This is a genomic window from Enterococcus lemanii (assembly GCF_016909125.1).
Lineage (GTDB): Bacteria > Bacillota > Bacilli > Lactobacillales > Enterococcaceae > Enterococcus_I > Enterococcus_I lemanii.
On the sequence record NZ_JAFBFD010000028.1, the window covers coordinates 1 to 21,602 of the forward strand.

18 protein-coding genes, 1 pseudogene and 1 other annotated feature are annotated in these 21,602 nt (G+C 36.0%); of the genes and pseudogenes, 7 read left to right on the forward strand and 12 right to left on the reverse strand.

The annotated features are described in order from the left end of the window. The 7 genes from JOD14_RS08770 to JOD14_RS08800 all read left to right on the forward strand — a co-directional run. A partial coding sequence (locus tag JOD14_RS08770) for a hypothetical protein (RefSeq protein WP_204654451.1) occupies positions 1 to 1,446 on the forward strand: 1,446 nt, incomplete at its 5' end. Continuing rightward, positions 1,436 to 1,684 carry a hypothetical protein gene (locus JOD14_RS08775; protein ID WP_204654452.1) on the forward strand — a complete coding sequence of 83 codons (249 nt, stop codon included), beginning with the start codon at positions 1,436 to 1,438 and terminating at the stop codon, positions 1,682 to 1,684. The genes JOD14_RS08770 and JOD14_RS08775, both read left to right, overlap by 11 nt. A gap of 80 nt (positions 1,685 to 1,764) precedes the next feature. Next, a complete protein-coding gene (locus JOD14_RS08780) occupies positions 1,765 to 2,466 on the forward strand; it encodes an ATPase (protein ID WP_204654453.1) in 702 nt (233 codons plus the stop codon). A gap of 352 nt (positions 2,467 to 2,818) precedes the next feature. Beyond that, on the forward strand, positions 2,819 to 3,070 hold the full coding sequence (locus JOD14_RS08785; RefSeq protein WP_204654454.1) for a hypothetical protein: 252 nt from the start codon (positions 2,819 to 2,821) through the stop codon (positions 3,068 to 3,070). After that, positions 3,071 to 4,195, forward strand: coding sequence for a replication initiation factor domain-containing protein (locus tag JOD14_RS08790; RefSeq protein WP_204654455.1), 1,125 nt, complete (start codon positions 3,071 to 3,073; stop codon positions 4,193 to 4,195). It begins immediately after the preceding gene. 30 nt (positions 4,196 to 4,225) lie between these two features. Continuing rightward, entirely contained in the window at positions 4,226 to 4,429 is a 204-nt protein-coding gene (locus JOD14_RS08795; protein ID WP_204654456.1) for a hypothetical protein, read from the forward strand. 475 nt (positions 4,430 to 4,904) lie between these two features. Then, positions 4,905 to 6,050, forward strand: coding sequence for a cation diffusion facilitator family transporter (locus JOD14_RS08800; protein ID WP_204654457.1), 1,146 nt, complete (start codon positions 4,905 to 4,907; stop codon positions 6,048 to 6,050). Between the two features lie 140 nt (positions 6,051 to 6,190). Here JOD14_RS08800 and nifJ read toward each other — a convergent pair. From nifJ to ahpF, 12 genes and pseudogenes are all read right to left on the reverse strand, one after another. Further along, positions 6,191 to 9,721 (reverse strand): annotated as a pseudogene (nifJ, locus tag JOD14_RS08805) (pyruvate:ferredoxin (flavodoxin) oxidoreductase); the annotation flags it as partial. Positions 9,722 to 9,870: 149 nt separating this feature from the next. After that, a complete protein-coding gene (locus JOD14_RS08810) occupies positions 9,871 to 11,226 on the reverse strand; it encodes a TrkH family potassium uptake protein (protein WP_204654458.1) in 1,356 nt (451 codons plus the stop codon). A 24-nt stretch (positions 11,227 to 11,250) separates the two neighbouring features. Beyond that, entirely contained in the window at positions 11,251 to 11,880 is a 630-nt protein-coding gene (locus tag JOD14_RS08815; protein ID WP_204654459.1) for a V-type ATP synthase subunit D, read from the reverse strand. Positions 11,881 to 11,884: 4 nt separating this feature from the next. Continuing rightward, a complete protein-coding gene (locus JOD14_RS08820) occupies positions 11,885 to 13,261 on the reverse strand; it encodes a V-type ATP synthase subunit B (protein ID WP_204654460.1) in 1,377 nt (458 codons plus the stop codon). A gap of 1 nt (position 13,262) precedes the next feature. After that, a complete protein-coding gene (locus JOD14_RS08825) occupies positions 13,263 to 15,035 on the reverse strand; it encodes a V-type ATP synthase subunit A (protein WP_204654461.1) in 1,773 nt (590 codons plus the stop codon). Between the two features lie 13 nt (positions 15,036 to 15,048). After that, positions 15,049 to 15,360, reverse strand: coding sequence for a V-type ATP synthase subunit F (locus JOD14_RS08830; protein ID WP_204654462.1), 312 nt, complete (start codon positions 15,358 to 15,360; stop codon positions 15,049 to 15,051). Next, a complete protein-coding gene (locus JOD14_RS08835) occupies positions 15,350 to 16,342 on the reverse strand; it encodes a V-type ATPase subunit (protein ID WP_204654463.1) in 993 nt (330 codons plus the stop codon). Before JOD14_RS08835 ends, JOD14_RS08830 begins: the two co-directional genes overlap by 11 nt. Positions 16,343 to 16,353: 11 nt before the next feature. Then, on the reverse strand, positions 16,354 to 16,938 hold the full coding sequence (locus JOD14_RS08840) for a hypothetical protein (protein WP_204654464.1): 585 nt from the start codon (positions 16,936 to 16,938) through the stop codon (positions 16,354 to 16,356). Positions 16,939 to 16,962: 24 nt separating this feature from the next. Continuing rightward, complete coding sequence (locus JOD14_RS08845; RefSeq protein WP_204654465.1) at positions 16,963 to 17,436, reverse strand: V-type ATP synthase subunit K; 474 nt, start codon at positions 17,434 to 17,436, stop codon at positions 16,963 to 16,965. Further along, a complete protein-coding gene (locus tag JOD14_RS08850; RefSeq protein WP_204654466.1) occupies positions 17,429 to 19,405 on the reverse strand; it encodes a V-type ATP synthase subunit I in 1,977 nt (658 codons plus the stop codon). Before JOD14_RS08850 ends, JOD14_RS08845 begins: the two co-directional genes overlap by 8 nt. After that, on the reverse strand, positions 19,395 to 19,715 hold the full coding sequence (locus JOD14_RS08855) for a hypothetical protein (protein WP_204654467.1): 321 nt from the start codon (positions 19,713 to 19,715) through the stop codon (positions 19,395 to 19,397). The genes JOD14_RS08850 and JOD14_RS08855 overlap by 11 nt, the downstream gene beginning before the upstream one ends. Before the next feature lie 85 nt (positions 19,716 to 19,800). Beyond that, positions 19,801 to 19,848, reverse strand: a sequence feature (sodium ion sensor (DUF1646 type); this cis-regulatory element may regulate processes involved in with the transportation of sodium ions). A 212-nt stretch (positions 19,849 to 20,060) separates the two neighbouring features. Next, entirely contained in the window at positions 20,061 to 21,593 is a 1,533-nt protein-coding gene (gene ahpF, locus JOD14_RS08860) for an alkyl hydroperoxide reductase subunit F (protein WP_204654468.1), read from the reverse strand. Between the last annotated feature and the right edge of the window lie 9 nt (positions 21,594 to 21,602).

Here is a 21,602-nt window from a genome sequence, read left to right on the forward strand (position 1 = left end):
AACGGTTTATGGTCGTGGTCATATACAGTTGATGATCGTATTAAAAATTTACAGACATTTGAGAGTGTCGCGAATTCTTCAATTACTGATTTAAAAAATTGGCGCACCGGAGCTACTAAATCGTTAACTGATTTAAGAACAGATGTTAACGGTTTATGGACGTGGTCATATACAGTTGATGATCGCATTAAAAATTTACAGACATTTGAGAGTGTTGCAAATACTTCTATTAATAATCATGAAAATCGCATTAAATCAATAGAAAATTGGAATCTTACAGATATGATTGACTTAGCAATTGTTGTACATGCGATTGATGTTGTTCGTGATCGTACAATAGATGTTAAGACTGCAGTTGATAGCTTAAAAACAACGCTAATCGCCCAAATTTTACTAGTAACAAATGCTCTAAGTGGTATTAAAACAGAAATTGTTAATTTTGCTAGTTTGTTTAAATCGAATGGAGCGTTTCAAACTTTTTTAACAGGTACGATAAAAAGTCAAACGTTAGCGATTGTGGACGGTTTAGCAATGATTGATGAAACAATCAAGACAACTTTTTCAAACTATTTTACGGACTCTAAAAATGGTGTTTTTTGGGTCGCTTACAAGAAGTTTAGCGATTTTCAAATGGCTGTATTTTTTGGTGTCTTATTCGAAACACTTCGCGAAGATTGGGATAAAAATTGGACTGAAATTTTAATTTCTTGGAATCTTACAAATGATTTGTTGCTTTTAAATAATAACTGGTCAGAGATAATGAATGATTGGCTTGATATGATTAATACTAAATTAATCAGCACAAATGACATTTTAGCAATTGTTACAAATTGGCTTAAACTGATTTACGAAAAACCAAGTATACCAGCAGTTGTTAATGTTCCGCCTTTTGATTATGCACGTTTAGAAAAAATGTTAAAAGATTTGAATATTTCACCAGGCGAAGCCGAAGAAGGTTGGTTTGGTAAATTGATGCGTAAACTACTTGAAGAAATTGTTAAAGGTGGTTTCAGTTTATTAGAAACAGCTATTAAAACGCTTGGTAGTCTATTAGAAACTGCAATTAATAATGTTGGTAGTACGTTGAGTAAGCTTTTAGATTTTTTTGATAGTTTACTAGATAAGATAATTGCGTTGCTTATACCTAAAAATATGGACTTTTTAACAGCTAGTTTTGAACAAGTGAAATTGAAATTTGATGTAAAATTCAGTGGTTTCTTGTCGCTAGCTGATGATATTAAAGAAATGTTTCAACCGATTCAAAAAGATGTTGCGTCTGAACTTACTTTTGATTTTTTGGGGGTAGAATTTAAGCCTGAAATGAGTATATTAGATAGTTTTGTTCCTAAATTTAGAGGTTTAGCGGCTTTAATGCTTTGGTTTAATACTGGTTGGTATGTCTTTAGGCGATTTACTGGGGGAGGCGATTTAATCAATGATAATTGAGTTATTAACAGGTTTAATTTTCGGGTTAGTCGATTTACTTCTTTCAGTTGTTCCGTCTGTTGAAATTAATTTTTCAATGCCTGATACAACTTTTTTTAGAGAAATGCTTGGCCTTGCTGATTATTTTTTTCCAGTTGGTACTATGATCGCTTGTATATCAGTAATTATATCAGTTCAAAATATAAATTTTATTTTAAAAATATTTAATTTCATTTATAAAAAAATTCCGTTTATTTAATAAAAATTGTTTTGTAGGGAAGTTTGCTTTAGCAAACGAACCTACAAAATAATTTTATTGATAAAAGAAAGGTTATTAACATGGGGAAAAGAATTTTATTATTAAAATATATGTGGAAAGATTATAAACATGCTAGAGCATTGAAAAAGCAGGGGATAATTCCTTTTAGTGACTTTGGTTTAACTTTGTTTACTGGGAGGCAAGGAGCAGGCAAAACAATGAGCATGGTGCATGAAGCGGAACAACTTCGTTTGAAATATCCTAATTTATACATTTGTTCGAATTTTGGTTATGTGCATGAAAATGAAAGTTTAAAAAGTTTAACGGATATTACAAACGCTGTTTTAAGAGCGAATGAAGTGGGCGCTTGTGGAACGTTGATTTTGTGGGACGAAATTCAAAATGATTTTGATAGTTTTAGTAAAGTTTCGAGAGATGTTTTAAGAGTGGTTACGCAACAAAGAAAGCAAGGAATTAAGATTTTAGGTACTTCACAAGTGTTTACTCGTGTTAGCAAAGCTTTGAGAGAACAAACATTTAACGTTGTGATGTGTCGTACTATTTTTAAACGTTGGACTGTTAGCCGCTTCTATGATGCTGATGAATATAATCATAATATAGATAGACCTGAAGAAAAAAGAAAAATGTTTCCATTAAGAAAAGTTAGTTTTGTACAGACAGACGAATTAAGAGAACTTTACGATTCATATGCAGTTATTCGCACTTTACAAGAGCAAGCGAAAGAAGAAAAGAAAAATACAAATGTTTATGTTATGAATTAATAACGAACGATTGGCTTGCCTGGTGTCATTACAAATGCTACAAAAAGACGAACTATGTTGATGCCTGGTGTGCCTAAATTATATGTATTTACGAACTTTAAAAAGTGGTTGTTGCGTGATTTTGTCAAGTATAAATGTCTGACTGTAGCGTGAGCGAAAGGAATTTATGCCTTGATAAAAATAATCTAAAAACCATCAAGAAATGTTTTTCGGTATGCAATGCCGAAAAGCCTGCCACTTGGCGAAAGGTTCCCCTTTTGAGAAAGGGGGAAGGGGGATAAGATTAAAAAAATTTAGGGGTTTGACCCTTTTTAAAGGGGCAAGGTCTTATTTTTAGAAAGGTGTTTATACTATGTTTGAAATGATAGTAAAAAAAATAGTTTTAGAAAATTATCGCGATCGTTTTTTTCAAGTGATTTATTTAGAAACGCCACAAAAGCAAGTTTTTTCTTTTAAAGTGAATAAAAAAATAGATTTGACTGAATTTAAAGAAAAAGATAAAGTTCTTGTTACTTTTTCGATTACAAAAAAAGGGATTTCTAACACGCCTTATTTTTTTATCAACTCTATTAAACATGTTATTTTAAAAGGGGCGGATAGTTAGATGATAGATGAAAAACAAAAAAATCCCCCCTCTACTAACAGGGGGGGTATCACACCAAGCTTAAAACCTCTAACCTCTTGTGTAGACTGGTTTTCCTGCACTTTTTTCAATGTCAAAAACTGGGAAGAAATTGCAGCTGCTTTTTTCTTAGATTCGAAAGATTTTGATTGTTCTGATGGTGGCATAAATGGTTATTCTAAAAAAGCTGTGAATGGTCATATTCAGATATTTTATGAGGGGCATTCTGCTACAATGGGTATGTTTATAAATTTGTCTGGTCAAGGCTGTAGACAACTAGAAGAAAATTTAGAAAAGTTAGGGTTAACTTGGGTTGATTTTTTTGGTTATATTGTTGGTTATCAAATTAATATCACTCGTTTAGATATTGCAATAGATGATTTTAAAGGCTATTTTAAAATTAAACAAATTGAAAAATGTGTGAAAAATGGGCTTGTTACTTCTCGTTTTCGTACCGCTCGGAATTTTGAAGAAATAGCGCTAGAAGATGGTTCTACGAAAGGACAAACAATTTATTTTGGTAAAGGTGATGTTATGATTCGCTTTTATGATAAGTATCAAGAACGATTAGCAAATAATAAAATCTTTAATGATGATGTTACTTTTTGGCAACGTACTGAATTACAGTTAAGAGGAAAAAGGGCTATGGCTGCTATTGATGTGATTATTCATGATTATAATGATTTAGGCGATTTTGTGAAAGGTGTGTTAAATAAATATCTAGCGTTTAAGGTTAAGGGGAAAGATTCTCATAAAGATAGGTGGAAAAATGCTCGTTGGTGGGATAGTTTTTTGGGTGGTGTTGGTAAGATTAGTTTATCAATGCAAGCGCCTGACAAGTCGGTTATGCGGTCTAAGCATTGGATTGATACACAAGTTCTAGGAAGCTTTGCAATGCTATATGAAGCATTAGGGAATGATTCATTATTATTTGATTACGCTGTGGCTCGTGGTCAAGCTCAAATGTCTGATAAGCAGAAGCAGATGGCTAGTGATTTTAAAATGGATATAAACAAGCGTATTGCAATTAAAGATAAAATGAAACAAGATATAAAAGAATTGAAAAAAACTAATATAGATTGGATTGAATCGCTAACAAGTGTATAATGTCTTTAAAAGCTTTGTGAGGAAAATAAAATGATTGAATTTGACAATTTAAAAGAGTATTTAAAATGCGGTTTAGGTTTTACAGATTTATTTGAAGAAGAAATGTTTCATTATTTGTTAAAACGTGATGGAAAACTTTTTTATAATCCGAAAATAAAAATGATGTGTGATATAAATTTAACGCCAGTTTATTATGTAGAGCAGGTTTATACAGGTAGTAAGTCTTATTTATAGTAAAAAAGAGCAAAAAAAATAAGCTCACAGGCTTCTTTAAGACTTAGCAACTTTATATAATGTATATTATGTAAACTAAAATAAAAATAAAATGAATATTGCTAAAATAGCTGTTTTTTCTCTTAGACCTCCCTCTTTTTAGCAACAGGCAGCTTAAATATTCTACTAATACTTAAAACTAAGCAAATTCAATGTTTATCTTTTTTTATTTGTTCGATTTATTATCTTTGTAGTTTAATTGTTTTTTATTTAGCCCAGATTATTCATATTCATTGGTATGGCCATAAAACATTATTAATAACTCAAGCATGTTTCTCTAATTTTAGAAACCACTAATAACGATTTCTAACTTTTCAATCGTTTGTTCTTTATCAAACTAATTTTATCTTTACTGCTTATCAATTTCATTTTGACTTTTTATCAAATAAATGCTAGGATTTTTAAACTACCTAAATGAACGACAAGGAGGATAAAAATGAGGCAAAATGAACAACGGATTCGTGTGAAAGAAGGAATTCGAACTGGTATCTTTGGTTTAATAACAAATATTATCCTCGTTATTATAAAATTAATTGCAGGGCTAATAGGTAATAGCGTCTCGATTATGGCGGATGCTATGAATAGTTTAGGTGATACTTTTAATTCTATATTAACAATTATGGGTTTTCATATCGCCAATAAACCCGCTGATCGTGAGCACCCTTACGGTCATCAAAGAGCGGAATATTTAAGTGGCCTATTTACAGCAATTATCATTTCTTTTGTCGGGTTGCAATTTTTAATTAGCTCGATTCAAAAAATATTCAAACCTGAGGGCATTAATCGTTCCCCACTTGTTTTAATTTTATTAATCCTTTCTATTTTAATTAAGGGTGGACTGGCTTATTTTTATTATAAAAAAAACAAAAATATGGCTGTTCATTCAACAGCAATCGAAACATTAATGAAAGATAGCCTATATGATATGTTTATGAACTTAGTTATCATCCTCTCTTATCTTGTTGAAACGCAATTTGGTTGGTTGATTGATGGTTATGTCGGAGTGTTTGTAGCGGCTATTATTTTGCGCGGCGGATATGATTCAATTAAAGATTCCTCAAATGACTTATTGGGCACTCGACCTGATCCTAATTTAATCTATCAAATGGAGGAAGTTCTAAATTCATATGATAATCTCGTAGGCTATCATGACTTAGTTTTACATAAATATGGACCAAACATGTTCTTTGCTACGGTTGATATCGAAGTTGATTCTAGATGGGACTTGCTTCATGCGCATCAAGTAACGGACGCAATAGAGAAAGAATTTAAAGATAAGTTTGCCATTCTTTTAGCCACGCATTTAGACCCAATTGTTTTGAATAATGACGAGCAAAACGCCCTCTATAAGGTAATTAAAGAAACTTTGAAATCCTACGATAAAAATTTCCATTTTCATGATTTTAGAGTTGAAGAAACAGCTACAGTATCGAATCTTCATTTTGATGTCGTTGTTCCGGATTCAATAACAACATCTGATGAAGAGTTATATCAAAAAATCACACACGATATCTATCATAAGATTGGCTACAAATACCATCTCTATATTGAATTTGATCGTAATTATGTTTTAAGTAAATAAGTAAAAAGATTGAAGGGTATTTGCTTAGTATTTCCCATTAAGCGCCCCTTCGATCTTTTTTGAAACATTTGAACAAAATAAAACGCACAGCTATTTCAAATCATGAAAAGGCGTGCGTTTTATTTTAACGATTAATCGTTTTTTTCTATTTTTGCGCGAATTTTCTCTTCATCACCTGACAAGCGAGCATAATTATAAAACCGCGTCTGTGCATCTTGCGTAGTTTTAGCAAATAGTTGAATTGCTTCTGCTGGATAGTTCTTCTCAAGTGAAGAAAAACGGGTTTGTGTACGTAAAAAATCAGGCAGTTTACTAAATTCAGGTTTTTTAAAGTCTAAACTCATTGGTCTCTTCCCTTTTTCACGCAATAACGGGTTGTAGCGATATAAAGACCAGTAACCTGAATGAACAGCGTCTTGTGCTTCTTTAATCGACTGACGCATCCCACCAACTAGTCCATGTGCAATACATGGCGTATAAGCAATAATAATTGAAGGTCCTGGGAATTTTTCGGCTTCTTCAAATGCGCGAATCGTTTGCATTTGGTTTGCTCCTGAAGCAATTTGCGCTACATAAACATTGCCATACGTCATCGCCATCATCCCTAAATCTTTTTTTGAAACATACTTTCCATTGGCTGCAAATTTCGCAATCGCAGCTAATGGCGTTGCTTTTGAAACTTGTCCTCCGGTATTTGAGTAGACTTCATTATCAAGTACAAGCAAATTAACATCTGCCCCTGAGGCTAAAACATGATCAATGCCGCCATAACCAATATCATAGGCCCAGCCATCTCCCCCAATCATCCATTGGCTAGGTTTCACAAATAAATCTTTTTGCGCTAAAATTTCTAGCAAAACAGGTTGTTGACTTACTTCTGCTTTTAAGGCTGCGATTAGTTTTTGTGCCCGTTGCTGGGTTCCTTCACTCACTGTTAAATGTGTCACCCAATCCGTCATTTGTTCAGCAAGTTCTGAAGAAATAGGAACCGTTGCTATTATTTCACTCATCTTTTGTGCAAGTGCTTCACGACGCGTTAAATTCGCTAAAAACATTCCATAGCCAAACTCTGCATTGTCCTCTAATAAAGAATTTGACCATGCTGGCCCTTGTCCTTTATCATTCGTTGTATACGGTGAAACAGGAGCCGCCGCGCCCCAAATGGAAGAACAACCGGTCGCATTAGCAATCATCATCCGATCACCATACATTTGCGTGAGTAATTTAACGTATGGCGTTTCTCCGCAACCTGAACAAGCACTTGAAAATTCTAACAATGGTTTTTCAAATTGCGTCCCTAAAACCGTTCCCGGACGAGCGGGGTTTTCTTTTTGACGTAAAGTCATTGAAAAAGCCCAATTCATTGCTTCTTCTTTTTGCTCTTCGTAAGGTTTCATCACCAGCGCTTTCCCTTTGGCAGGACAAGCTTCAACACATAGTCCACAGCCGGTACAATCTTCAATCGAAACTTGAATCCGGTACTTCAGCCCATTTTTCCCACGCATTTCGCGAACAATATAGTCTTCAGGTGCGTCTTTCATTTCCTCTTCGTCTGCTAAGAAAGGACGGATGGCAGCGTGTGGACAGACAAAAGCACATTCATTACACATGGTACAACGATCGCTTAACCATTCTGGTACTTCCAAAGCGATACCACGCTTTTCAACAGCCGTCGTTCCTAAAGGCATATTTCCTTCTGTCATTTGATTTTGAATTAAAGTCCCCACGCTTAAAGAATTCCCTTCTAAGGCATTCACGGGTTCAACAACCTCGCGAACGTAACGATTCGTGTTCGTTGATTTTTTCTCGACTACCTCAATTGTACGCCACTCATTAGGCACCTCGAATTTTTGAAGCAATTCAATGGTACGATCAATCGCCGCCAGATTAATTGCTACAATTTTATCTGACTTATGTCCATAAGCTTTGTGCGCCTCTTCTTTAAGGAGTGAAATGATTTCTTCTTCTGGAAGGATTTTAGTTAGTTGGAAAAAAGCCGTCTGCATAATGGTATTAATCCGATTACGTAACCCTGTTTCCATCGCTAGCTGCATGGCATTAATTGTATAAAATTGAATTTCATTTTCAGCTAAATAACGTTTCATCGCTTTAGGTAAAAACTTCTCAATTTGCTCCTTATTCCAAGTCGTATTCAGTAAGAAAGTGCCCCCTTTTTTCAAACCTTTTAACACATCATAACTATGAATATAAGCAGGTGTATGGCACGCAATAAAATCAGCATGGTCAATTAAATAAGCAGAACGAATTGGTTTAGCGCCAAAACGCAAATGTGAAACCGTTAAACCACCTGATTTTTTTGAATCATAATAAAAATATCCTTGGATAAATTGATCCGTTTTTTCGCCAATTAATTTAATACTAGCTTTGTTGGCTCCGACCGTTCCATCTGAACCAAATCCCCAAAATTTCGCTTGGAAAATCTCTTTTTCAGTTAAGTCCATTCGCCCCTTCGTTGGAAGCGATAGGTGCGTGATATCATCTTGAATCCCAATCGTAAAACGGTTTTTTTGTTCACTTCTTGGCCGACGAAGTTCATCAAAAACAGCAACAATTTGATCAGGTGTTGTATCCTTTGAACCTAAGCCATAGCGTCCGCCAATAACAATTGGCCGCAATTCTGAATCATACAACGCACTTTGAACGTCAAGTAACAATGGCTCCCCACCTGCTCCAGGTTCTTTGCTCCGATCTAAGACGGCTAAACTTTTGACAGTAGTCGGTATTTTATTTAAAAATTCACGGATTGGAAATGGTCGATACAAATGAATATTAATAAACCCAACTTTTCGCCCTTGCGCTGTTAAATAGTCAATGGTTTGTTCAATTGTTTGCGCGACCGATCCAATGCTAACAATCACTTCTTGTGCATCGCTTGCCCCATAGTAATTAACTAACTCATAGTTTGTCCCTCGCAAGTGATTGATTTGATCCATATATTTTTGAACAATTGCTGGCAACGCGTCATAGTAAGAGTTGATTGTTTCTCTTTGTTGAAAGTGGATATCAGGGTTTTGATTTGTTCCACTGACGGTTGGTTGATTTGGATTCATTGCACGCTTGCGGAAATTTAATAATGCTTCTTCATTGATTAATGGTTTTAAGTCTGCGTAGTCAATCACGTCAATTTTTTGAATTTCATGACTTGTTCGAAAACCATCAAAAAAGTTCAAAATAGGCAATCGCGCTTCTAGAGTTGCTAAGTGCGACACAGCTGATAAATCCATCACTTCTTGTACACTACTTTGTGCAAGCATGACAAATCCTGTCTGACGAGCAGCCATCACATCCGAATGATCCCCAAAAATATTTAAAGCATTCGTTGTTAAAGCACGACTGGCTACGTGAAATACGCTTGGTAAGAGCTCACCAGCGATTTTATACATATTGGGCAACATTAATAAAAGCCCTTGTGAAGCAGTGTATGTAGTTGTTAGGGCGCCCGTTTTTAACGAACCATGTACTACGCCAGCTGCTCCAGCCTCTGATTGCATCTCAACAATTTTAACGACTTGTCCAAATAAATTCTTTTTGCCTTCAGCAGCCCATTGATCAACCAGCTCGGCCATTGTTGAACTTGGCGTAATTGGATAAATCGCTGCTAATTCAGTGAAGGCATAGGAAATATAGGCTGCCGCTGTATTTCCATCCATCATTGCTTTCATTGTTTAAACCTCTCTTTATTTCTTTTGCTTGTATTTTATTTCACTACGGTTAGCCTAACACAAAAAAACAAAAATGCGCTACTTTTTTATAAAAAATTGCAAATAAAAAAACCACTAAAATGAGTGGTTTTTTTAAGCTAACCAATAATCACGGTCTCTTCAGGGTATTTAAAAGTTGATTTTCGATTTAAATTACGTGTCACCAAGGAAAAAGCAACGGTCATAATTCCTACCCGGCCAATAAACATTAAAGAAATAATAATCAATTTTCCAATCGTTGTTAGTTGAGGTGTTAAGCCCATCGTTAGCCCAACAGTTCCTAAAGCAGAAACGACTTCAAAAACAATATACTCCAGACCAAGTTCGTTTACGTCGGGAACCGTTTCTGTAATCGATAAGATCATGGTACTGGCTATAACTAGAGATAGTAGCAAGAAAAACAAAACTAACGCACGAGAAATGGTTGATTCCTTAATTGTTCGTCCACGAAACTCAGTATGCTCTTTTCCTTTAAAAATATTCACGACTTTAATTAGTAAGACACCAAAAGTTGTGGTCTTAAAGCCACCCGCAGTTGAGCCTGAAGTCCCTCCAATAAACATTAAAATAATTGTTAATAAAAGGCCGGCATGTGACATTGAAAAATAGTCAATTGAATAAAATCCAGCGGTTCGAGGCGTTACTGACATAAACACCGTATTAAAAAAACGAACAATAGCATTCCCTTCGACTAGCATGGCACTGTTGTTTTCTACCAGTAAGAAGCCTAAGGTGCCACCTACCAAAAGAACAGTCGTCACCATCAAGGCAATTTGACTATGTAAGCTTAAGCGTTTTTCTTTTTTATAATCAAGGACATCATACCAAACAATAAAACCTAAACCACCTGAAATAATTAAGGCGCTAATCACCGATAAAACCCAAGGATCATGTTGAAATTGGCTCAGACTATCACCAAAAATATCAAAACCCGCATTGCAAAAAGCTGAAGTTGCATGAAAAAAACTATACCAAATACCACTTTTCAGGCCAAAACGAGGGATAAAATCAATAGCTAATAAAATAAAGCCTAGAAATTGAATAAAGAATGCATTCTTCATAATATAAATCATTAAACTAAGTTCACCGGATTGAGTTTCAATATTAAGTGATTGTTTTAAAGCAATTCGCATCCCTAATCCAATTTTTTTCCGTGTCAACAAGTAGAAAAGAACGGGTAAACACATAAAGCCAAGTCCACCAATTTCAATCAAAATAAGAATAACCACCTTGCCAAAGAAGCTCCAATGGCCTGCAGTTGACAAAGTGGTTAAGCCTGTCACACAAGTTGCAGACGTTGCAGTAAATAACGCATCTAGGAAATTCGTAAATTCACCTGAACGCGAGGATATCGGCAAACTTAATAATGTCGTACCGATTATAATCACTGCAAAAAAACCGAGTGAAATGAACTGTGGTGTCGTAATATTTAAGCGTTTCTTTTTGAAGATCATGTGACCGCCTCACTTTATGGATAATTACTTCCTCATGTTTTTAACTTTTATCATCCGTGTCACACCAGCTCTTTCACTTTCTTCTAGTTTCATTTTAATGAAATAGATTGTCTCTTCTAACTCAGGAATCGTCATATATTCCAAAGCATTTACTCGACGGCGTGTTTTTTCAATTTCTTCAGCCATTAGCTGACAAGTCTTCTCAATTTCAGTTAATTCAAGTAATTTAGGCAATACGTTCGTAAATTTGTCGATGGATTCATCTAAAGGCATATTGGAATTTAAAAAGCCATATTCTAAAGGAGTATTAATATATTGCTCATCATACTCGAAATTCATCACAGGTACAACAACACTCATAATATTTTTTTTCGAAATATCTAAAGAAACATTTGTAGCCGGTAAGATAAATAACTCTTCGATAAAGTGTTCATTTAATGTTGCATTGGCTAAACGAAAAGCTCGCATCGCCTCAATCATTTCTACCTCAGTTTCTTTACGAAGTGTATTGTTTTTACGAATCAATAAAATAAATTGCCGCATTAACTCATCTTGTTTGTCTTTTAATAATTTATGTCCGCGCTTAGCTGTGCCCAGTTGTTTAGACAACCGAGCTAGCTCCATGCGCGTAGGATTTACATTTCTAATCGCCATTTTTCTACCTCTTTTCTGGCAGATATTCGTCAATCATCTCATCTTTAATGCGCTTCAACTCCGTTCTTGGAAGCATATTAAGTAGTTCCCAACCAAGATTTAACGTTTCAACAATTGAACGATTGACTTGATACCCTTGATTTACGTATTGGGTTTCAAAACGATCGGCAAATTGCGCATAAATTCGATCTGTCTCTGATAAAGCAGACTCCCCTAACACAACAGCTAATTCTTTTGCTTGTTTGCCTTGTGCATAGGCTGAGAAAAGTTGGTTCATCGTTGCCGCATGATCCCCTCTTGTTTTACCTTCGCCTGTTCCTTTATCTTTTAGCCGTGATAAAGATGGTAAAACGTCAATTGGTGGTTGAATCCCCTTTTTATATAAATCGCGCGATAAAATAATTTGACCTTCTGTAATATAACCAGTTAAGTCAGGGATTGGGTGCGTTTTGTCATCTTCTGGCATCGTTAGTATAGGAATTTGAGTAACGGATCCTTTTAATCCACGAATCCGGCCTGCTCGTTCATATAAAGTCGCTAAGTTTGTATATAAGTACCCTGGATAGCCACGACGTCCTGGTACTTCACGACGTGCGGCTGAAATCTCCCGTAAGGCTTCGCAATAGTTTGTCATATCGGTCATAATAACTAAAACATGCATGCCTTTTTCATATGCTAAATATTCAGCAGCGGTTAAAGCCATTTTAGGCGTTGCAATCCGTTCAATTGCTGGATCATTGGCTAAGTTCATAAAGACAACGGAGCGATCAATCGCGCCTGTTTGACGGAAATTTTCCATAAAATATTCGGCTTCTTCAAAGGTAATTCCAATACCAGCAAAAACAACCGCGAAATCATCATCGGTATTCAAGACGGCTGCTTGTCGGGCAATTTGAGCGGCTAATTCTTTATGGGGTAAACCAGAACCTGAGAAAACAGGTAACTTTTGTCCACGAACTAAAGTATTTAAATGGTCAATTGAAGAAATCCCTGTTTGAATAAATTCATCTGGATAATCGCGCGAAACAGGGTTAATTACTTCACCGTTAATGTCCATCATTTTTTCAGGTAATATTTCAGCGCCGCCATCACGAACTCGACCTAAGCCATCAAAAATACGACCGACCATATCTTCTGAAACACCTAATTGTAATGGATGACCTAAAAAGCGAACCGTGGAATCTCTTAAGTTAATTCCACTTGTCCCTTCAAAAATTTGAACAAGTGCTTTATCCTCTTGAATTTCAAGTACTTGACCTTGGCGAATTTCACCATTTTGCAAGCGGACTTCAATTAATTCTTCGTACTTGACTCCCGAAACACGATCCACTGCCATTAAAGGGCCTACGACTTCGCCAATGGTTTTATATTCTTTAATCAAATTAAAGCCCTCCTTTTTGTAAAATTTCTTTTAGCGTTTCACGAATTTCATTTTCTAATTGTGTAATTTTAACAAGCTCATTTTCTGAAACATACTTCATTCGTGCAATTTTATCACGTAATTGGATCGTACCTTCCATAATTTCAGGTAAATACGCACCTAGTTCTAAAGCTTTTTGGCCTTCCGTATGGAAATGCAAGATAGTATGTAGCATATGAAACTGTTTTTCTCTTGAGGTAAAGGTATCGACCTCATCAAAGGCATTTTGTTGCAAATAATCTTCCCGAATTTGTTTTGCTGTTTCAAGGGTTAATTGGTCTTTTGCTGACAAGGAATCAATACCGACTAAACGAACAATCTCATTTAACTCGGATTCTTTTTGTAAAATACGCATTGCTTCAGTTACTAGCTCTGACCACTCCACTTGTAATTGTTGATCTAAGTATTCACCGACTTCATTTAAATACAAAGAATAACTCTTTAACCAATCAATTGAAGGGAAATGTCTTTGTTGTGCAAGTAGCGAGTCTAATCCCCAAAAAACTTTTACGACACGTAAAGTATTTTGAGTAACTGGCTCTGAAATATCTCCCCCAGAAGGTGAGACGGCACTAATCGCAGTAATACTTCCTTCATTACGTTGTGTACCTAGCGTAATCACGCGTCCCGCACGTTCATAATATTCTGCTAGACGACTTCCTAAGTACGCAGGATAGCCCTCATCGCCTGGCATTTCTTCTAAGCGACCAGACATCTCACGTAAAGCCTCAGCCCAACGCGAAGTAGAATCCGCCATAATCGCAACAGAATAGCCCATATCGCGGAAATACTCAGCAATTGTAATTCCTGTATAAATAGAGGCTTCTCGAGCAGCAACGGGCATGTTTGAAGTGTTGGCGATTAAAACCGTACGTTCCATCAAAGATTCTCCTGTTTTTGGGTCAATCAATTCAGGAAACTCATTCATTACGTCGGTCATCTCATTCCCGCGCTCACCGCAACCAACATAAACAACTAAATCGACATCCGCCCATTTAGCAATTTGATGTTGTACAACTGTTTTCCCTGCCCCAAACGGACCTGGAACGGCTGCAGCACCACCTTTAGTAACAGGGAAGAACGTATCAATCACTCGTTGCCCTGTAATCATTGGGACGTTTGGATTGATTTTTTCTCGCACCGGTCGTGCTTTACGAACCGGCCATTTTTGTAACATGGTAATTTCTTTTTCACCGTTATCTGATTGAATAACGGCAATTTTCTCATCAATTGTATAATCGCCACTCGTAATTTCAATGATTGTCCCTTTTAGGCCGATTGGAACCATAATCTTGTGCGCGATGACTTTTGTTTCTTGTACGACACCTAAAATATCACCTGGTTCTACTTGATCGCCTACTTTGGCACTTGCTTGAAAAGACCATTTCTTTTGATGATCCAAAGCTGGCAATTGCACGCCACGACCTAAGAAATTACTCTTTGTTTTTTCAGCAAAAACGTCAAGCGGTCGTTGAATACCATCAAACATTTGGCTGATGATTCCTGGTGCTAGTTCAACGGACAACGCCTCACCTGTTGATCGTACAGGTTCGCCGGGTCCGATTCCTGCTGTTTCTTCGTAAACCTGAATCGATGCAATATCGCCTCGCATCTCAATAATTTCGCCCACAACACCTAAATCGCCAACATAACAAATATCTTGAATACTTGCATGTCCCATGTTTCGAGCCATTACTAAGGGACCTGATACTTTTATAATTGTCCCAACTTCCATTTGATCCGCTCCCTTATAAAATATTTTGTCCAACTGCTTTTTCGACATTTTTTTGAATTTCGTTTAAACCGATGCCTTTTGTCCCATCATGATCAGGTATTAACACAACTGCGGGTGTGAGGTGTTGCTTTAATGCCGCAATTTGTTGTGGAATTTGTTTCGCACAAGTTTCTGTAATATAAATCACGCCATATTTTTCAGCAACCATTTTTTCTAATGCTTGTTTAATTGCTGCTTCGTTAATTCCATAATGGACAGAAAAACCAAATAATTTGAAAGGCATTATCGATTCTTTATCACCAATTACTCCAATTTTATAAGTCATAAAGCAAACGCATCCTTTCTCTAATTGCTTCTTCCGTAAAGCCACTTCTTTTACCTACAATAATTAAACGCAAGTTCATGACTTCGATATCTTTTGCATTTAAAAAAGCCATTAACGGTAGAGGTCCAAATGCTTGCGTTTGAGCAATTTGCAAAACCTTTGTTAAGTAATTATCTTTTAAAATATTAACTTTAGCAAAATCAATTGTTTTATCCGTCAATGCAGGACCTAACAACTCACCGTATTTTGACTGTCTAATATAATCAATAAAAACACTTAATGGTTGTTGGGCAAAAGAAAGCAATTCTTCTTTGTCAAAACTTCCCATACTAGAGACAACGGTTGTCATAAATGCATAGGTTCTTTTTTGCAGTAAGCAACGAGCGGTTGTCGTAATGTTTAATAAATCAATTGATTGAATGACTTCCTCAAGTAATTCTGCATCATTTAGCTGTTCTGCAATCCGACGTTGTTCTCTATAGTAATACCGATCATAAATGACATCAATTCCTTGCAGTATTTTTGATTCTTCAAAATACTGCCGGACTTCTTTAATACACTGAATGATGGTTTTAGGTAAAACACTTGATTCACCGGTCTGAATCGCACTTCTTAAGTCTTCAATGGTATAAAAGCCATCAGGGATGAACAAATAATCATAATTTTCCTTGATTTTTTCTCCCTTAGTTATAATTTTCAAATTATGAAAAGTAAAGCGCATTGTATATAACCAAACGAGTTCTGGATAAGGAACGATTTCGATGAGTTCTTCATAAGTTTGTACCAATTCTTGATTTAACGACTGTTCAAAATCATATTGATAATTTTCTGTTAAGTATTTTCCATAAACAGTTGGTGTTAAAATTTCAGCAATTTTTTGAAATGAATTGGCTTGAATTAATTGTTCGAATTGTTCTTTTGAAAGCAATTCATTTTCCTTGATACGAACAATTGGATTGACGGTATGATAACTATTCTTCATTTCACCCCTCCTTATGAAAATAAGACTTGCATAAATTCTCTTCCTTTGTTTCTACGCTCTTCTGTTAATAGATCTCGATATAAAAAGTTGTACTGCACGCCTTCATGTTCGATTAAAAAGCCGTACTCTAAAACAGCGCTTGGTGAAGCTAAAGTGAGCTTTTTGTTTTGCTTATTTGCAACTTCTTCAAGCCATTCTTTTGGGTAAGTACCGTTTTCAACAAGGCCACCTGGAATGAATACCCCTTTTGTTATCGCTAGTTTTGCTAAAACAACTTCCGCAAAGGTGCGGTGTTGCGCTAGTGTCCATTGTGTCATTTCAGTATGAGCTTCTTCAAATAATTTTTCTAAATAGGCTTGCTTTTTTTTCAAAATTTCTTGTCGATTTTCGACTTCTAAACGGTTCTTTTGTTGTTGGAATCTTTTTTGCATTTGTTCTGTTTGTTTGACAAGTTGCTGTTCGTGCTCTTGCATTATTTTTCTTTGCTCAACCAAAAAATTTGTATCAATTTCAGCTAAACGATTTTTTTCAAACTCTTGTCGTTCGGCCTGTGCTTGCTCATTGATTTTTCCAATTATTTTTTGAATTGCATCCATAGAACTCGCTCCTTTTTTCAAAAATTAATTGATACTCCCTAATAATAAGAATGAAATAACAAAGCCTAAGATTGCATACATTTCAACCATTACGGCATACATTACGCCTTTAAAGAAGTGTTCTGGTTTCTTAGCTAAAATTTGAATCCCTGCAGCAGAAACTTTCCCTTGTGGAATTGCTGAGCTTAAACCAGTGAAAGCGACTGGCAAAGAAGCACCTAAGTAAGATAGACCGGTAACAATTGACATATCGGTTGATAAACTTGTAAAAATCATTGCTGCAATGGCAAATCCATAAAGTCCTTGGGTTGCTGGCAATAATTGTAAAATCAATGATTGACCAAATTTTTCTGGTTGATTCGTCATCAAAGCAGCAGCTGCTTCGCCGGCTTTTCCAACCCCAATTGCTGAGCCAATCCCTGAAAAAATAGTTGCTGTTCCCATCGCTAAAATGGCAAATAAAATTCCCGCATTGTTTTCTAAAATGTAATTAATCATTCTTTTTTCCTCCCATATTTTCATCTAAATTAATATATTTTTCAGCGGCTTTAAACGTATTAAATGGACGTCCGCCACCTTCATAAAATTTCCCAAAAAACTCAACATACTGTAACCGTGCTGCATGGACATAAGCGCCTAATAATGATAAGAAGATATTTAGGGCATGTAACGCAACAATTAATAAAATCCCAACGCTATACTTAGCAGCGGCGGGCATTGTTGCAACAAGCATATTAAAAGCCATCGCAATACTCCCACCAGAAATTCCTAATGCCATTAAGCGACTGTAACTCACAAAGTCTCCAATATAGCCAGTTACCCCATAGAGTTCGTAAAGACCACTAAAGAAGCCACCCACTTTTGATTTGCTTTGGATCATCGGAATAACAATGACTAAAAAGGCACTAAATAAAGCCAAAGCCGTCCCCACGGTTACAAGTAGACTTGAATCAAAAACAAGACTACCTGCGGCAGCTACAAAAATACCTGTTAAAATCCCTTGCCAAGAAAAGCCTGCACTAACGGCTGTCAAGTATTGCTTTTTCTTGATATTCTCTTTAGCCGCCAAGAATAGTCCCGTATAAATTTGAATCCCACCAAAAATAACGGATAAAGCAAAAATCGTCATAAAGTCTTCAGTTGGCGCCAATAGTTGAAATGGTAACGTTAAACCAAAAGCACTGCCATAAATAATCCCCCAAACCATAATCGAAATGGATAGGAGCTGAAATAAGCGGACGAATTTTGTCGTACTTTTAGGTAAAGTTAACTTTCTTAAAGCGAAAGTGGTGGCGAGAAAAATTAAAGCACCATAGCCTAAATCGGCAACCATCATACCAAAAAAGACGAGATAAAAAGGGGCCATCCATGGTGTGGGATCAATTTCTTCGTATTTGGGTACCGAATACATTGCGGTCAAAATTTCAAACGGTGCGACAAACCAATTATTTTTCAATTTCGTTGGCACTTGGTTTGTTTCAATTTGCTGCCGCGTTGGCTCGTCAAAAGAGCAATAAATGGAATGATTAAATTCATTTTCTAAAGCAGCTACTAAAGCTTCTTGCTCAGTTGTGCTAATCCAAACGCGAATAACGATTAAATGCTTGGAATAGACCAGTTGTTCTTTTACTTGCTCACGAGCTATTTTTGCTAAGAGAATTTCTTCGTTTAATTGTAAATCGACGACCCGTTGTTTGAAATAGCCAATTTCTCTGGTTAAGTGTTTTATTTTTTCAACAATTGTTTCTAATTCTTTCTTAGATTGAACAAATAGCTCTTTTGGGTTTGTACCATATGGGTTTTGTTCAAATGAAACACCGAATGCCACTAATTGTGTTTGGATTTTTTCAAGACGCTCTTTAAATAAAGCGAGACTAAAACGGACTTCTTTTTCAGTTGTATAATTTAACTCAAAATAAATATCTTCTTGATTAATCAGAAAAGCCCGCACTTCTTCCCATAATTCAGCTGGGACTTTTGCTAATAACGTCTCAACTGTTGTTAATTTATAACTTGGATCAATATCGTATTGCGACCATTGTGTTGCCCAAATTTGCGCCTCATTCCAATATTTTTGCGTTTTTAAAAGATTTTCCCAATTTGTTTTTAAAGCAGTTAGTTGATTTAAAGTATCAACGAGTGCTTGTTCATCGAATTTTTCTTCTAATTCTTGCAAAGAATAGGTCGTTCGGCGTAGCTCTCTTATTTTTTGCTTAGCGGATCCGTTGTTACGTACAAAGATAATCCCTTGTCTAATTTGATTTAACCATAAATTATATTGGTTCATGTTCGTTAAATCTGGTTTATCTAGCTCAGGAAAATACGTGGTTAACCATTCTGCGTTTTCTTCCACTTCTAAAATGTCTTCAATTTCAACGGATTGAATGCTTTGGAGTTTTTTTAATAAGCCTTCATGAAACTCCTTTTCAGCTAAGAGAGTCATTTTACTTAAGCGACTAACCCCCATAGTTTCCCCTCATTTCATTAATTATCTGTTGAATCAATGTTTCTTTATGTTCTTCATAAAGCGTTTCATCTCTTTGGTTGTTTTCTTTTGTTTGTTGCAACAAAAACATCCGATATCGTTCTTCTTCTTCAATCAACGAATTTTCCAAGTCATTTAACGCTTTGATTCGAAGTTCTTTTTGACTTTTCTCTAGATTTTGGATTTCTATTTTCTTTTGTTGTTCGTAGCGATTCATCTCTTGTTCTAACTCATGATAAGCTGCTTGGTTTGACTCCTCTACGCAACGAATTTTTTCTAAAGCTTCTTTCACGGTGTAGTCCCCCCTTCCATAAAAAAAGAGCATACTTCAGTATTTTGAAGTATGCTCTAAACGTTCTATAGCCACTTCAAATAAATTCTTCTCACCCCTTGAAGAATAACATCCTTGAAGCATTAGCCCAACCATTTTTTATTTATCTCTTTACTTTAAATAATATAGCAAATATTTAACTTTAAAGTCAAGTGTTACAAGTATATGTTTTTTTACTAGTTGCTGATTAAGTGTCCCTTCCAAAAAAATAACTCTTGTGTGCCACTACGGGTATCCGTCGATTTACCAGTTTTAGGGATAAAAGAACCTCTTAAAAAACTTTAAGAGGTTCTTTTGATTGAATCTTTATTGACGAATTAAATAATCAAATGCGCCTAACGCAGCAGATGCGCCAGCTCCCATTGAAATAATGATTTGTTTATACGCGCTATCCGTACAGTCACCGGCTGCAAAAATACCTGGAATGTTGGTCATTTGGTGGGCGTCAACGGTAATCTCGCCACGTTCATTTAATGCCACCTCGGTTTCTTTTAGCCAATTGCTATTTGGAACCAACCCAATTTGGACAAAGACACCTTCTAACGCTAAATGGTGTTCTTCATTCGTCGCGCGGTCAATGTATGAAATACCATCGACTTCGTTTGTCCCGGTGATTTCTTTCGTTGCGACATTTTTTAAGATGGTAATATTCGCATGTTCATTCGCACGGTCTTGTAATACTTGATCGGCTTTTAATTCAGGCAAGAACTCTAAAACATAAACATGTTTAGCTAATCCTGCTAAATCTAACGCTGCTTCAATACCAGAATTTCCGCCACCAATTACTGCTACGTCTTTCCCAGTAAATAGTGGTCCATCACAGTGCGGGCAATTTGTTACCCCTTTTGTCCGAAACGCTTCTTCCCCTGGCACATTCACATTCCGCCAGCTTGCACCAACCGCCAGAATTGCTGTCTTTGTTTTTAAGATTGCGCCATTTTCTAGCTCAACTTCAATCAGTTCGTTTTTTCGAATGGTTTTTGCTCGTTGATTTTTCATAATATCAATTGGGTATTCTTTCGCATGACCTTCAATTTGGGCCATTAATTTAGGACCTTCTGTATAAGGAGTACCGATCATATTTTCAATACCTACCGTATCCATTACTTGACCACCATATGTTTCAACAACCATTCCGGTTTTGATCCCTTTACGTGCTGCATAAATTGCAGCACTATTGCCGGCAGGGCCACCACCAACGACTAACACATCAAAGATCCCTTTGTCGTTAAACTCGTCTGCACTAGCTGGACCAGTAATTTTTTCAACCAATTGTTCGATTGTGAGACGTCCGCTCGCAAATTCAACATCACTACTAAAAACAGTTGGCACAGCCATGATTTTTTTTGCTTCAATTTCATCTTGGAACATGCCACCTTCAACCATTGTGTGGGTGATTAAAGGATTTAAAACGGCCATAATGTTCAATGCTTGTACAACATCCGGACAGTTATGACAAGTTAAACTAACGTACGTTTCAAAAGAATGAGGTTCTTTAATCGCTTTGATTTGATTAATAATCGCTTCATCTACTTTAGGAGCACGACCGCTAACTTGGAGTAAAGCTAAAATAAAAGAAGTAAATTCGTGCCCTAAAGGTAACCCAGCAAAAATAACCCCACTTGCTTGCCCTTTTTTGGCAATTTTAAAACTTGGTTTTCTTTCTAAATCAATGAATTCCAGTGAAAGACGATTCGACATCGCTGTGATTTCTTCTAAAAAGTCTTTTACTTTAACCGAATTGTCATCGGTGCCTAAACTCGCTTGGAACACAACTTCTGACTCTAATAATTCCAAATATTGTCCTAATTGATCTTTTGTTTCTTTATCTAAAGCCATGAAAAGAAC